Consider the following 13,710-nt stretch of genomic DNA (forward strand, 5'->3'; position numbering starts at 1 on the left):
ACCAGCACAGGCCATCGGCCTGACTTTGGGATAGTGACGACAGATGCTGCGCGGGCTCGACATTCGGGACATGCTGATCATTGACCGGCTGGAGCTTGAGTTTCAGCCCGGTCTCAACGTGCTCACAGGAGAAACCGGGGCGGGGAAGTCGATCCTGCTGGATTCCTTGGGCTTTGTCCTTGGATGGCGCGGGCGGGCTGATCTTGTCCGTCAGGGCGCATCTCAGGGCGAGGTGACGGCAGAGTTCCAACTGCCACCTGATCACGCTGCATGGCAGGTCCTGAAAGAGGCGGATTGGCCAGAAGCGGATGAATTGATCCTGCGACGCACGAATTCCCGTGATGGGCGCAAGACGTCATACATCAATGACCGTCGGGCCAGTGGTGACCTGCTGCGAGCCGTGTCAGAGACTCTCGTTGAATTGCATGGCCAGCATGATGATCGCGGTCTGCTGAACGTCCGCGGCCACCGCGCCTTGTTGGATGAATTTGGTGGTTTGGCTGATCAGTTGGCCGAGGTGCGCAGAGCATGGACGGCCTTGCGCGGTGCAAACTCCGCTCTGACTGCGGCACAAGAGGCGGCGCAAGCCTTGGCCGAGGAAGAAGATTTCCTCCGCCACGCCGTTGCCGAGTTTGATGCCCTCGCTCCGGAACTCGGCGAGGACGAGGCGTTGGATGCCCGCCGCCGTCTGATGCAGGCCGCCGAACGCATAAAAGAAGACATCGCCCGCGCCGCCGAGGCCATGGGAACCAACGGGGCAGAGGGGCTCTTGGGCGATGCAAGCCGTTGGCTGGAGGGTGCGTCGGACAAAGCCGAAGGCGCGCTTGAGGCACCGCTTGCAGCGCTGTCGCGCGCGATGGTGGAACTGGGCGACGCGCAGCAGGGCGTCGAAGCCGCGCTAGATGATCTGGCCTTTGATCCTTCGGAATTGGAAATGACCGAGGATCGGCTGTTCGCTTTGCGCGGGCTCGCGCGCAAGCATCAGGTGATGCCGGACGAATTGCCAGAGCTCCGCGACGCGCTCAGTGCAAAGCTCGCGGCCTTTGATGCCAGCGGGTCAGACATCGCGCGTTTGGAAAAAGAGGTGAAAGAGGCGCAAGCGTCCTATGATGCCGCCGCCGCAGCACTCTCATCTGCGCGCACAGAGGCCGCAGATCGTTTGGATGCCGCCATGGGCGATGAACTGACCCCGCTCAAAATGGAACGCGCTGTCTTTGCCACGCAAGTCACCCCGTCCGAAGCCGGACCAGACGGCGTGGATCAGGTGGCGTTTACCGTTGCCACAAACCCGGGTGCACCTGCAGGACCACTGAACAAGATTGCCTCTGGCGGGGAACTGAGCCGCTTTCTCCTCGCACTCAAGGTGTGCCTGACCCAAGGGGTCAGCGGCCTGACGATGATCTTTGATGAGATCGATCGCGGTGTCGGTGGCGCGACGGCGGATGCGGTGGGCCGCCGCCTTAAACGTCTGGCCGAAGACGGGCAGGTTTTGGTGGTGACACATTCTCCGCAGGTGGCGGCACTCGGCGGACATCACTGGCGCGTGGCCAAGCGCGTTGACGGCGACATGACCTTCTCAGAAGTCACGCCATTGGGTGCGCCAGAGCGTATTCACGAAGTTGCGCGGATGCTGTCGGGCGACACCGTCACAGACGCGGCGCGCGCGGCTGCAGAAGTGCTGCTCGCCGGGTAAAACCACAGGCCTTTTCAGGACTTGCCGGTCTAGTTTTGCCGGATCACCTTGCCGGGGTTCAGGATGTTCTTAGGGTCCATGGCGCGCTTGATCTGCGCCATAACCGCCCAACCTGCGCCGTGTTCGGCGGCCATGTAGTCCAGCTTCCCCATCCCCACGCCATGTTCGCCCGTGGCCGTGCCATGCATGGCTTGAGCGCGTGCCACCATGCGTTCAGACAATGCGAGGGCGGCTGATTTCTCGGCCTCATTGCCGGGTTCGATCAAAAGGATGGCGTGGAAATTCCCATCCCCCACATGACCAAGGATGGGGCCTCTTAAGCCGGACTGAGCGATATCCTCGATCGTTTCGTCAATTGCCGTCGCGAGTTGGGAGATCGGAACGCAGACATCCGTCACAACGGCTTTCGCGCCCGGACGGCTCTGCAAAATCGCATAGTAAGCGGCGTGCCGCGCCGCCCAAAGAGCCGAACGATCCTCGCTGCGGGACGACCACGCGAAATCCGCGCCCCCATGCTCTGCCGCGATAGAGCCAAAGATTTCGGCCTGTTCGGCAACAGCGCTTTCTGATCCGTGGAACTCGATGAACAGATGCGGCTGCTCGGCATCGTCGCGCCCGGAATGCGCGTTCACAGCAGCAATTGAGGCCGCATCAAGAAACTCGATCCGCGCCATGGGCACACCCATCTGGATCGTCTCAATCACGGTTTGCACGGCCTCTTGTGCTGATGGAAAGGCGCAGACGGCGGCGGCAGTGGCCTCTGCCACAGGATGCAATTTCAGCGTCAATTCAGTGATCAGGCCCAAGGTCCCTTCGCTGCCAACCATCAAACCAGTCAGGTCGTAGCCTGCAGATGATTTGCGCGCGCGCGACCCGGTCTGCATGACCTGTCCATCAGCCATGACGACCTCAAGCCCCATGACCTGATCGCGCATGGTCCCATAGCGCACGGCTGTGGTCCCTGAGGCACGGGTCGCCGCCATGCCGCCCAAGGACGCGTTGGCACCGGGATCAACGGGAAAGAAGAGGCCGGTGGCACGCAGTTCCGTATTCAGAGCTTCGCGCGTGACACCGGGCTGGACGACAGCGATCATATCCTCTGGATAGACAGCCAGAACCTGATCCATGCGGCTAAAATCGACAGTGATGCCTCCCCGGATCGCTGCCGTGTGCCCCTCAAGTGACGTGCCAGTACCCCATCCGATCACAGGACAATCGTGTTCCGCGCAGATTTCCACGATGCGTGACACGTCCTCAGTCGTGGTGGGGTAAACCACTGCATCCGGTGGGAAATCGGGAAAATGTGTCTCGGATCGACCATGCAGGTCGCGATCACTCTTGGACGTCGTGACACGATCCCCTAACAAAGAGGTAAGTGCAGCGATGGCTTGCGCGTTCTGCATGGCTTGGCCTTTCGGCGTGGCAAGGGACGGGTTGGAAAATCAGTCCTCACTTCATAGGCGTGGGCCTGATGCGGGACAAGCATTTGCCGTTGCCAAGGCACGTCGGAGACTTATGGCACTGGGGCCTCAAAACCTGCGCGAAATCCTTGCCCAAAGCTGGGCATTGCTGCGTGCAAACGGGCCAAGCCAAGTCCAGTTTTGGTTCATCGCGCTTCTGGTGGGTATCGCGGGCGGTTTTGCGGCGCTTGGCTTTCGGCTTGCCATCGAAGCGCTGCAAAAGGCGTTCTACGGTGTGGATGACATCAGCCTGATGCACAGTTTTGCGGCAGGCCTGCCGTGGTATGTCATCTTGGTTATCCCGATCATTGGCGGTCTGGCCGTCGGGATAATCCTGAATACCTTTACCCGCGACGGGCGCGTGCGGTCGGTGGCCGATGTCATTGAAGGTGCAGCGCTTCGCGAAGGCCGTGTTGAGGGACGCGAGGGGTTGGCCTCGGCTCTGGCTTCGTTGATTACCTTGTCCACGGGTGGGTCGACGGGTCGAGAGGGACCGGTTGTTCACCTGGCCGGGGTGATTTCGTCCAAAGTCTCAAAACTGATCAAGGCAGATGGCATCACGGGACGTGACCTTTTGGGATGCGCTGTCGCGGCGGCGGTATCTGCGTCGTTCAACGCCCCGATTGCTGGTGCTCTATTCGCGCTTGAGGTGATCTTGCGCCATTTTGCGCTGCACGCCTTTGCGCCGATCATGATCGCGTCAGTTGCCGGCACCGTCGTGGCACGCGCGCGTTTCGGGGACATCACGGAATTCGAAATTCCGGGCGAACCGGTGCTCAGTTTCTACTTAGAACTGCCCGCTTTCCTCATTCTCGGCCTTATGTGTGGGATCGTGGCGGTGATCATGATGCGCACCGTGTTCTGGACAGAAGAGGCCGCCAACAGCCTGCAAGACCGCACGGGGATTCCCGGTTTCTTGCGACCAGCGATCTCTGGGGCGGCGCTTGGTGCCATCGCCATTTTCTTTCCACATATCATCGGTGTCGGATACGAAACGACGACAGAGGCACTCTCTGGCAACATACTTTGGCACAACGCGGTGGTCTTTTGCATCGTCAAGATCGTGGCCGTCGCCATCACCATGGGCGGGCGCATGGGCGGTGGCATCTTTTCTCCATCACTGATGGTGGGCGCGTTGACCGGGCTTGCCTTCGGGATCATCGCGACAAGCCTTTTTCCCAACGTCTCTGGCACCACGTCGCTTTATGCCTTGGCGGGCATGGGCGCTGTGGCCGCCGCCGTTTTGGGCGCGCCGATTTCGACGATCCTCATCGTTTTTGAGCTCACGGGCGACTGGCAGACCGGGCTTGCGGTGATGGTGGCGGTATCGATGTCGACGGCGCTTGCCACCAACCTTGTTGATCGCAGCTTCTTTCTTACTCAGTTGGAGCGTCGCGGCATTCACCTTGCTGCCGGGCCTCAGGCCTATCTGCTCGCCACCTTTGGCGTGGCCCAGATCATGCGGCGGCCTGATCACCCGGATGCCCCACCAGAAAACACCAGTTGGTCCAAGATTAACGAAGGTATCTATCTGACGACCGTCGCCACCCTAGAGGACGCGATGCCGATCTTTGAGCAGAGCAACGCTGTCTACATCCCGATCGTCAATCTGGGCAAAGACGGTACGCCCACGTTGCAGGGGACGCTGCATCAGGTTGATGCGCTCAAAGCCTATAACCGCGCGCTGGCGGCGACAGCCGCAGAAGAGCATTCCTAGAGCTTTTCGACCGTCACCATCTCATGTGCAAAGGCAAGGTGCCCGGCGATGTCGGACACGCCGTCCAGCGGGGTCTCGTAGGACCATGCGGCATTGTCCAACGTGCCGCTCTTGGTCACGAGATGGAAATAGCTGGCATCGCCCTTGTGCGGGCAATGGGTGGATTTCTCGGAGGAGTCAAAGAACGCCATCGCGATGTCGCCACGCGGGAAATAAATCACCTCTGGGTAATCGCCCTCGGCCAGTTCAAGTGCATTTGCGCTTTCGGCGACAACGGCTCCTGCCACACGTACAACCCATGTGCCGTCAGCTTTGCGAATTTTGATGTGATCGGCCATGGTGCTCGTCCTTCGAGAAATATTCATGCTGTGTCACGTGCCACTAAGGCAAGTTTATGTCAAACAGGGTGAACAGCCTGTGACAGCCAAGCAGATGCTCGGTCACTGAGTTTCCCCTCAAGTTGCTCCGCGCAGATTGCGTGATAGCTGTTGATCCACTGCCGCTCCTCATGGCTCAGCATCTCTGGCACGATCAGGCTCCGGTCGATTGGCACGTGGGTCAGCGTCTCAAAGTCATACATGGCACGATTGTCGCCGCCTGCCAGGGTAGGGGCCTCTTGGACCACGATCAGGTTTTCGATACGAATGCCAAAGGCACCTTCGCGGTAATATCCCGGTTCATTGGACAAGATCATGCCCGGCTGAAGCGGGAGATTGGACACACGGCTGATCCGCGCAGGGCCTTCGTGGACGCTGAGATAGCTGCCGACGCCATGACCGGTCCCATGGTCATAGTCCTGACCGGCCATCCACAGCGGTGCACGAGCGAGCGTGTCAATATGCGCGCCCGCGACACCCTTGGGGAACCGGATCCGGCTGATGGCGATCATCCCTTGTAGCACACGTGTGAAACAGATGCGTTCCTCGTTGCCGACATCGCCAAGTGCGATGGTGCGGGTGATATCTGTGGTGCCATCGATATATTGCCCCCCGGAATCGACCAGCAGCAACTCTCCGCTGCGCAGGCGGCGGTTGGTATCGTGGCTAACGCGATAGTGGACGATGGCCGCATTCGGACCGCTGCCAGAAATGGTCTCGAAAGAGATATCGCGCAGCGCGTTGGTGCCCGCGCGAAAGCCTTCTAATGCTGTGACGACGTCAATTTCAGTCAGCTCAGATGGTGTTTGCGCATCCAGCCATGCCAGAAATTCGACCATGGCAACGGCATCGCGACGATGCGCAGCGCGCATACCTTCCAACTCTGTCGGGTTCTTGCGGGCTTTGGGCATCACGCATGGGTCGTCCCCGGCAACCATTTTGTCGCCCAGTGTCTGTTCAACGATGACCGGCGCACTGCTTGTGTCTGCGCGCACGGGGCCGTTCAGCCCATCCAGCACGCTGAGAAACGCATCAAACGGATGTTGGCGAATGGATGGGTCCGGGCCAAGATCATCGGTCTTGCCCGGATCGATAAACAGATCGACCGAAGCGTCCGCGTGCAGAATGGCGTAGGCCTGCGTGATCGGGATACGCGGGATGTCATTGCCGCGAATGTTGAGCAGCCAGCAGATGCTGTCCGGCAAGGTCAGAACAGCTGCGTTATGTCCGGCGCCCCGCAAGCCTTTGGCAAGCGTCTCGCGTTTCTCGACCGAGCTTTGCCCCGATAATTCAATCGGGTGGGCCGTGACAGGCGCATGTGGTCGGTTGGGTCTGTCGCTCCAAATTAGATCGATCTTGTTCTCGGTCGGTTGCAGCGTGAGTTGGCCGTTCAGCTTGTCACGCAGCGCCGCGATTTCCTTGATCGTATGCAGCCAGGGGTCAAATCCGATGACGGCGCCCTTCGGCGCCTGTTCCAAGAGCCAATCGGCCAGTCCCACCTCGGGCCATGGCACCGGGGTAAAAACGTCAGCCACCTGTTCCTTGACCTGCACACGATAACGACCGTCGATAAAGACGCCGGCACTCTCGGCAAGCACGGCACAGAAGCCGGCAGACCCGGTAAACCCGGTGAGCCAAGCAAGCCTTTCATCGCAAGGCGCCACGTACTCGCCTTGCCATGCATCGGCGCGGGGGACCAGCAGACCGTCAAGGCTGTAGTCCTTCAGTGTCTTGCGAAGTTGAGCGAGCCGTGGCGGCCCCTGATCGGGTGAGGTCGGAGCATCAAACGTCTGAAACATGCGCGCACCTGACCAAAGAACGCCCGTCGGTGCAATGGATCAGGACTGATTAGGTGTCGGTCCGAAAGGTGAGCCATCGGCGACATCGGTTTGATGCGCCCCCAGAAGGTAGAGATAGGTGTTGTGATTATGCTGCCCGACGACGCTATCATAATAACTCGGGTCATTTGGGACGTGCTTCTTTTGCGTATTCAGCGCGACGACCTTGGCATCGGGTTGCGCGAAATCCGATTGTGACAATCCAGTCGCGAGGCTCCACCCATCAACGGCGACCCGGATCAGACCCTGGTCAATTGTCGCTTTCACCGGAAGTCCGATTTCCCAAATGTCCGACATGTTGGCATATCCGGTCGGCACGATGTCGAGCATGTTGTAATAGCGTGTGCTGTCCAATGTGGTGCTGACATAGGTGGCAAAGGTCGGGTCACCGGTGGAAGGAGCCGCAAAGGTGTGGCTGGTGATGCGGGACAGCGCGATATCTCCCATGGCCGCGACATAGGCATGCATCAGAGGTGCAAGACCCGCGCCTTGGCTGTGCCCGGTGACGTAGATCTTGCCAGTGGCCGCTTTGACCGTAGTCATCATCGGGGTGCCGTCTACCGGGTCGGTGGCATTGGCCATATCAAACACGGCTGTCTTGAACTTGGAGGACACTTTTCCCGGAATGGCGCTTGGGAAATGGGTCGGTTCAAGCGCGTCGGGCAAATCCTCGTACCAGCTCTTCAGGTCATCATAGACCGTCCCGCGCAGCACGATCGCAATGTCTCCGGCTGTGTTTTGCGCAACGAAGACAAGGTTGTCATCATAGAGCGTGACTGGTCCCCACAACCGCTGCCACCCGGCGTGATGCGTGGCGTAGGTGGTGTTCTTTAACTCGGTTTCAATGTCACCGCGAATGTCCGATTTCTTGCCCGTTTCGCCGACATAGGCGATGGCCGCCAAAGTCGCCATCTGAGCATCAATGCCGATATTATGGTTGCTCACACTCAAATCCCCCCCAATCAATACCTCACGGTAGGGGGGGCATGACGCGTGCGTCAACGGAAATCACAACCGGGAATTGAACGCCCTAGCTTGCGCGCTTCATTCCCATGATGCGCGCGCGGGCCCGAGGGTCGCTGTCGAAAAGGCTGGCCAATTGCTCGGTCATTGCGCCTGCAAGCTGTTCGACATCGGTGATGGTGACGGCGCGGTCATAGTAGCGCGTCACATCGTGCCCGATCCCGATGGCGATCAGTTCGACGATCTTCTTCTTTTCCACCATGGCGATCACGTCGCGCAGGTGTTTCTCAAGATAGTTCGCCGGATTCACGGACAGCGTCGAGTCGTCCACCGGTGCGCCGTCAGAAATCACCATCAGAATTTTGCGCGCCTCTGGCCGTCCGGCCATGCGTTTATGCGCCCATTCCAGCGCCTCGCCGTCGATGTTTTCCTTGAGCAGACCTTCCTTCATCATCAGCCCAAGGTTCGGACGTGTCCGGCGCCACGGGGCGTCGGCGCTTTTGTAGATAATGTGGCGAAGGTCATTCAGACGGCCGGGTTGCTGCGGGCGACCTTCGGCCAGCCATTGTTCGCGGCACAGCCCGCCTTTCCACGCGCGCGTAGTAAAGCCCAGAATCTCGACCTTGACTTGGCAGCGTTCCAGAGTGCGTGCCAAGACGTCCGCGCAGATTGCCGCGATCGAGATCGGACGCCCCCGCATGGACCCGGAGTTGTCGATTAAGAGCGTCACGCAAGTATCGCGGAACTCGGTGTCTTTTTCGACTTTGAAGGATAGCGGTGTGGTTGGGTTCGCGACGACGCGCGCCAAACGACCAGCATCCAGCATCCCTTCTTCCAGATCGAATTCCCACGACCGGTTTTGCTGTGCCTGCAAGCGGCGCTGCAATTTATTGGCCAACCGCGAGACCGCGCCCTTCAGCGGGTCGAGTTGCTGATCAAGATAGGCGCGAAGGCGTTCCAACTCGGCAGGTTCTGCCAAATCCTCGGCGCGCACTTCTTCGTCATTCTCGGTCTGATAAACGATGTAGTCTGGATCGGCCTCGGAATGCGGCTGAGGGGCAGGAGGCTCCATCGGGGCGTCGCCCTCTGGCATTTCCGCCTCTTCAGCCATTTCGGCCTCGGCCATGTCGTCCAGCGTGACCGAAGCAGATGCCGCATCCTGCTGTTCTTCTTGGCTTTGCTCGGGCGATGCGTCCATATCCTGGTCGTCATCGCTGTCATCCTGACCGGTGCTGTCAGGTTGATCGTCGTTTTCCGGCTCGGCTTCGTTTTCGTCCAGATCGTCTTCGTCCAGACTATCGGGATCATCGCCAAGCTGATCGCCATAGCCCAGATCGGTAATGACCTGACGTGCAAGCTTGGCAAAGGCCGCCTGATCCGCCAGCAACTCATCGATATTCTCAAGCGTGCCGCCTGCTTGCTGTTCGATATAGCCCTGCCAAAGCTCCATCACATTGGACGCGCCCGGCGGCAGGTCGCGCCCGGTGGCCAGATGCCGCACAAGATAGCCTGCGGCGACAGCCAAAGGAGCCTCTGCGGCCTCCTTGATGTCGGCATAGCCCTTGCGCATCGCTTCGTTGGCGATCTTGGCGTCAATGTTTGACGCGGTGCCTGGCATGTAGCGCGCGCCGACGGCTTCGCAGCGCGCGGTTTCCATCGCCTCGTACAGATCGCGTGCCATGTTGCCGTTCGGCACATAGCGATTGTAGACCGATGCATCGTGATACTTGTGGCGCAATGCCAACGCATCAGCGGTGCCGCGGGCCAAAAGGATTTCACCGCGCGTCATACGGCGGCTTACCTGAGGTAGGCGGACTGTGTCGTTCGTGGCACCGGGGGGGTCAACAGAATAGGTGACAGACAGGTCCGCGTCATCGGCAACCACCTTGGTCGCCTCGGCCAGCGCCTTTTTGAACGGGTCTGCCGGATTGTCTGATTGCTGCGCCATACATGCCACCCTTGTTTCGCGGGCAAACTAGTGCCGCCGTGCAGGAATGGAAAGAGCCGGAAACGCCCGATCAGGCTGGGGCGTCGCCCAAAACGAGCCGTTGGCATTCATCCAGATATGCCTCGGCTGCGGCACCATCAATTTCGCGTCGGCGCGTGTTGGTTCCGAAGTTGGCGGAGTTCAAAAGCGACGCCGTCGCCATCTTGGCCGTGATCCGCCAATCCAGAGCTTGGCGGCCCGGCATGCCCCAATCCATGGCGGCGGGCAACGTTGCATCGATCAACTCTTCAAAGATCTCTTGCATCGCTTCGGCGCGCTCGGACGCGGACCCATCAAAGAACCTTTGATGTTCGGCCAGCGCTGAATACCGTCCGGCACAGGTCGCAAAAAGCTGAACCCTTTCAGACGGCGACCACGGCACGCCTTGCGCCTGCGCCATTGTGCTGGAGCCCAAGAGGAGAAAGAGAATTATTCTTAAACCGCCCATAAATTAGACTTTAAGGGCTAATTATGTTCGATCAATTAGGCCGTTTGAAAAAATTTACGCCGCGCGCGCAACATGTTGCGTTCCCGCGTCACCAGTCCACAAGGCGTTAAAGCTGATCCAAGGTGACCCGGTCACAGGCCAAGTTGGCCAGGATCGCAACATGCACGTTCAGCGCGTCAATAATCGGGTAATCAGGGACGATATCAGAGAATGCCAGATTCAGGTCCGTTCCGGCGAGGATAACCGCCTGTGCCCCCTGATCCATCATGGTTTGACCTGCCTGAACAAACACTTCCCTCTGAGCGTCGTTGCATCGTCCAGACAGTGCCACATCCAGATAGGTTTGACCGACCTCTTCGAGTGCGTCAGGAGCTAAGGCACGTGTGCGTTTTAGCTGACCATAAAGACCAGTGCGCATCACGATGTCGGTTCCCAATAGTCCAACAGTTTGGAAACCCTGCGACTCAAAGTAGGTGTCCAAAGGCGTGACGCCCGACACAAGCGGCAGCGCGGAAACCTTGCGCGTTTCTTCAAAACAAAAATGCCCGCCCAGCGACGTGATAGCCGCGCAGTCGGCCCCGGCGGCTTTGAGACGGTTGATCAAACCTGCATAGATGTTGGCCTGTTGGTCAGGTCGGTCTGCGCGCACATTCTCCACAAGCGTGGGAGCGTCCGCCTGCACAATGGTCAATTCCATCGGCACGGACCGCTCGCGCATGATCGCGCAGAGGCGTTCATAATAAACAACGGTCGAGGCGGGGCCGATGCCCCCAATAAGTCCGATATGCATGCAGGTAAGCTAGAGGGGCAGACACGAAAAAGCCCGCCACAAATTGTGACGGGCACATTTTCGGTAGCTGATGTCTGAGGTTAGCCCATAGACATTGCGGCTGCGCTTTCAGGCAGCTCTTCGTCGAAGCATTTTTGGTAGAACTCCGCGACAGTTGCGCGCTCAAGCTCGTCACATTTGTTGAGGAAGCTCAGGCGGAACGCATAGCCCACGGATTTGAAGATCTCGGCGTTTTGCGCCCATGCGATCACGGTCCGTGGCGACATCACGGTCGAAAGGTCACCCGCCATAAACGCGGTGCGCGTCATGTCAGCAACCGTCACCATGCGCTGAATGCGCTTGCGGCCTTCGGCGGTGTTGTAATGCGGGTTCTTTGCAAGAACGATGGCGCTTTCTGCGTCGATGCTGAGATAGTTCAGCGTCGCGACAAGAGACCAGCGGTCCATCTGACCTTGGTTGATCTGCTGTGTCCCGTGGTAGAGCCCTGTCGTGTCGCCCAGACCCACCGTGTTCGCTGTCGCGAAAATACGGAAATGCGGGTGCGGTGTGATGACCTTGTTTTGGTCCAGAAGCGTCAGCTTGCCGTCGGTCTCAAGCACACGTTGGATTACGAACATCACGTCCGCGCGGCCCGCATCGTATTCGTCGAAAACAATGGCAGTGGGTGTCCGCAATGCCCAAGGCAGGATGCCTTCTTGGAATTCAGTGACCTGCTTGCCATCCTGCAGTTTGATCGCGTCCTTACCGATCAGGTCGATCCGGCTGATATGGCTATCAAGGTTGACACGAACGGTCGGCCAGTTCAGGCGCGATGCCACCTGTTCGATATGCGTGGACTTACCGGTGCCGTGATAACCCTGAACCATTACGCGGCGGTTGTTGTTAAACCCCGCCAGAATCGCGAGCGTGGTGTCGGGGTCGAATTTGTAGGTTGGATCGGTCTCGGGGACGCGGTCGCTGGCCTCGGCAAATCCCTTGACCACCATATCAGTATCGATGCCAAAAACCTCGCGCACAGAAACGTCGCGCGTGGGTGTTGCGTCTAGATCAAGAGCACCATCTGCCATGGGAAATTCCTCTTTCGGCCTGTCATTCCGTCAGGCTCATTACCTGCTCGGCGGTGGTGCAACATATCGCGGGTAAGGGCAAGGGGAAGGGCGGCGTTCAAACCGGCGCGATTGTACCAATGCATGAGCGGGCCTGATCTTGGTTTTTCGTTGCTGAAGCAAGCGGCATCGCCCCGATTTCTTCGCTGTGATGCCAAGTTTTTGCCCTATCGACAGGCTAGCCGAAACGGACCTTGAACACGTTCATGGAGTTTTTTGGTGAAAGAGTTTTTCCGGTCGTTTTCTCATGCAGAACGGCTGAGCCTGGTTGCTTTGGCTTTGATCATTCTGGTTGGCGCGGTAGTTGGGCTTTGGGCTTTTGACGACCTTCAGCCCATCGTTGACACATCTCAGCCCGTTTGGGGCATCCTTTGGAAAATCGCCGCGGCTATGTGTAGCGCGGGCATTGCTGCGCGCTCGGCCACACGGTTTTTCGGTGGAAGGGGACCAGTCGGAACTGCGCGGGCCGTGTTCGGTGCGGTAGTTGGTACCCTGGCGTTTGGCGTGCTGGGTGGAACGCTGATCCTGCCCATTTTTGGCACGATGTTTGCGCCTTGGTTCGTGGTCCTGACGCTTTTCAAGCAGCCGATCTTGGGGGTTCTGTGGGCTTTGGCTTGGACAGCCTTTGCGATTGCCCGTATCAGATACGAAGATGAGCGCGACACGATCTTTACGGCGCGCTCATCTGCATATGCCGATGTCACTTAAAGCTGCGGCTGTCTTTGATCTGATCCCAAGCCCATACGACCTCTGACAGTTGGTCTTCCTGACTGCGATCGCCCCCGTTCATGTCGGGGTGAAGAACCTTGATCAATGCCTTATAGCTCTTGCGGATTTCTGCTTTGGTCCAGTGGTCCTTGGCTTCCAGAATTTCCACTGCGCGGCGTTCGGTCGGCGGCAGCTTGCGCGTACCGGTAATGGATTTTCCAGGGTTCTGTGTGGCGTTGCCACCAAGCACCTGATGCGCGTCATCAATCCCCAACCGCGCCCAAGCACGCTGTTCAGCGGATTGCTTGAACGGCTTGGTTTCGCGTTCCCAAACCCGATCCTTGTCCATCTGATCCTGCAACCCGGAATCTCCGCTGGCCTCAAACGCGTTCCATTTCAGGTTATACTCGCGAACGTGCTCTTTGCAGAACCAGAAGAAGTCGTCTGTCGAATCCGGACTCTTAGGTGCGCGGTATTTGCCGGCTTCGTTGCATCCGTCATGATCGCAGATGCGCGTCGAGGTCTCGAACGCCCCAGACATTCCGCGACGGCCGCGCGTGTTCTTTTTCTTGGCCGATGAGACCGACATGTCGAAGCCAAATGGATCTTCTTTGGGCATTGCA

12 protein-coding genes are annotated in these 13,710 nt (G+C 58.8%); 3 read left to right on the forward strand and 9 right to left on the reverse strand.

Going from position 1 to position 13,710, the window contains the following annotated elements; all coding sequences use genetic code 11:
- The first annotated feature begins 43 nt into the window (after nt 1-43).
- Nucleotides 44-1,693, forward strand: coding sequence for a DNA repair protein RecN (recN, locus tag FE702_RS01595; RefSeq protein WP_147124471.1), 1,650 nt, complete (start codon nt 44-46; stop codon nt 1,691-1,693).
- A gap of 29 nt (nt 1,694-1,722) precedes the next feature.
- On the opposite strand, the gene FE702_RS01600 is transcribed toward recN, so the two are convergent.
- Nucleotides 1,723-3,096: an FAD-binding oxidoreductase gene (locus tag FE702_RS01600; protein WP_147124472.1), complete on the reverse strand. Its 1,374-nt coding sequence runs from the start codon at nt 3,094-3,096 to the stop codon at nt 1,723-1,725.
- A 112-nt stretch (nt 3,097-3,208) separates the two neighbouring features.
- On the opposite strand from FE702_RS01600, the gene FE702_RS01605 reads away from it, so the two are divergent.
- Nucleotides 3,209-4,870 carry a chloride channel protein gene (locus tag FE702_RS01605; protein WP_147124473.1) on the forward strand — a complete coding sequence of 554 codons (1,662 nt, stop codon included), beginning with the start codon at nt 3,209-3,211 and terminating at the stop codon, nt 4,868-4,870.
- On the opposite strand, the gene FE702_RS01610 is transcribed toward FE702_RS01605, so the two are convergent.
- The 7 genes from FE702_RS01610 to cobS form a co-directional block, all read right to left on the reverse strand.
- A complete protein-coding gene (locus FE702_RS01610) occupies nt 4,867-5,208 on the reverse strand; it encodes a DUF427 domain-containing protein (RefSeq protein ID WP_147124474.1) in 342 nt (113 codons plus the stop codon). The two genes, FE702_RS01605 and FE702_RS01610, sit on opposite strands and share 4 nt — an antisense overlap.
- 59 nt (nt 5,209-5,267) lie before the next feature.
- Nucleotides 5,268-7,046 carry an aminopeptidase P family protein gene (locus tag FE702_RS01615; protein ID WP_147124475.1) on the reverse strand — a complete coding sequence of 593 codons (1,779 nt, stop codon included), beginning with the start codon at nt 7,044-7,046 and terminating at the stop codon, nt 5,268-5,270.
- A gap of 39 nt (nt 7,047-7,085) precedes the next feature.
- Nucleotides 7,086-8,030: a lipase family protein gene (locus tag FE702_RS01620; protein WP_147124476.1), complete on the reverse strand. Its 945-nt coding sequence runs from the start codon at nt 8,028-8,030 to the stop codon at nt 7,086-7,088.
- A gap of 85 nt (nt 8,031-8,115) precedes the next feature.
- Complete coding sequence (cobT, locus tag FE702_RS01625) at nt 8,116-9,996, reverse strand: cobaltochelatase subunit CobT (RefSeq protein WP_147124477.1); 1,881 nt, start codon at nt 9,994-9,996, stop codon at nt 8,116-8,118.
- A gap of 70 nt (nt 9,997-10,066) precedes the next feature.
- Nucleotides 10,067-10,483: a hypothetical protein gene (locus FE702_RS01630; protein ID WP_147124478.1), complete on the reverse strand. Its 417-nt coding sequence runs from the start codon at nt 10,481-10,483 to the stop codon at nt 10,067-10,069.
- A gap of 106 nt (nt 10,484-10,589) precedes the next feature.
- Nucleotides 10,590-11,273, reverse strand: coding sequence for an aspartate/glutamate racemase family protein (locus tag FE702_RS01635; protein ID WP_147124479.1), 684 nt, complete (start codon nt 11,271-11,273; stop codon nt 10,590-10,592).
- A gap of 80 nt (nt 11,274-11,353) precedes the next feature.
- Nucleotides 11,354-12,340, reverse strand: a complete 987-nt coding sequence (gene cobS, locus FE702_RS01640; protein ID WP_147124480.1) for a cobaltochelatase subunit CobS — start codon at nt 12,338-12,340, stop codon at nt 11,354-11,356.
- 258 nt (nt 12,341-12,598) lie between these two features.
- Between cobS and FE702_RS01645 the strand changes: the two genes are divergently transcribed.
- Nucleotides 12,599-13,087, forward strand: a complete 489-nt coding sequence (locus FE702_RS01645; RefSeq protein WP_147124481.1) for a hypothetical protein — start codon at nt 12,599-12,601, stop codon at nt 13,085-13,087.
- Here FE702_RS01645 and FE702_RS01650 read toward each other — a convergent pair.
- Entirely contained in the window at nt 13,080-13,706 is a 627-nt protein-coding gene (locus FE702_RS01650; protein ID WP_147124482.1) for a J domain-containing protein, read from the reverse strand. The two genes, FE702_RS01645 and FE702_RS01650, sit on opposite strands and share 8 nt — an antisense overlap.
- Between the last annotated feature and the right edge of the window lie 4 nt (nt 13,707-13,710).

The organism is Shimia ponticola, from assembly GCF_007995215.1.
Taxonomy (GTDB): domain Bacteria; phylum Pseudomonadota; class Alphaproteobacteria; order Rhodobacterales; family Rhodobacteraceae; genus Shimia_B; species Shimia_B ponticola.

What these genes read in the sequence shown, in the direction of transcription:
- cobS (WP_147124480.1), bottom strand. Translation starts at nt 12,340, where the DNA reads ATGGCAGATGGTGCTCTTGATCTAGACGCAACACCCACGCGCGACGTT.
- FE702_RS01605 (WP_147124473.1), top strand. Translation starts at nt 3,209, where the DNA reads ATGGCACTGGGGCCTCAAAACCTGCGCGAAATCCTTGCCCAAAGCTGG.
- FE702_RS01630 (WP_147124478.1), bottom strand. Translation starts at nt 10,483, where the DNA reads ATGGGCGGTTTAAGAATAATTCTCTTTCTCCTCTTGGGCTCCAGCACA.
- FE702_RS01635 (WP_147124479.1), bottom strand. Translation starts at nt 11,273, where the DNA reads ATGCATATCGGACTTATTGGGGGCATCGGCCCCGCCTCGACCGTTGTT.
- FE702_RS01650 (WP_147124482.1), bottom strand. Translation starts at nt 13,706, where the DNA reads ATGCCCAAAGAAGATCCATTTGGCTTCGACATGTCGGTCTCATCGGCC.
- recN (WP_147124471.1), top strand. Translation starts at nt 44, where the DNA reads ATGCTGCGCGGGCTCGACATTCGGGACATGCTGATCATTGACCGGCTG.
- cobT (WP_147124477.1), bottom strand. Translation starts at nt 9,996, where the DNA reads ATGGCGCAGCAATCAGACAATCCGGCAGACCCGTTCAAAAAGGCGCTG.
- FE702_RS01615 (WP_147124475.1), bottom strand. Translation starts at nt 7,046, where the DNA reads ATGTTTCAGACGTTTGATGCTCCGACCTCACCCGATCAGGGGCCGCCA.
- FE702_RS01600 (WP_147124472.1), bottom strand. Translation starts at nt 3,096, where the DNA reads ATGCAGAACGCGCAAGCCATCGCTGCACTTACCTCTTTGTTAGGGGAT.
- FE702_RS01610 (WP_147124474.1), bottom strand. Translation starts at nt 5,208, where the DNA reads ATGGCCGATCACATCAAAATTCGCAAAGCTGACGGCACATGGGTTGTA.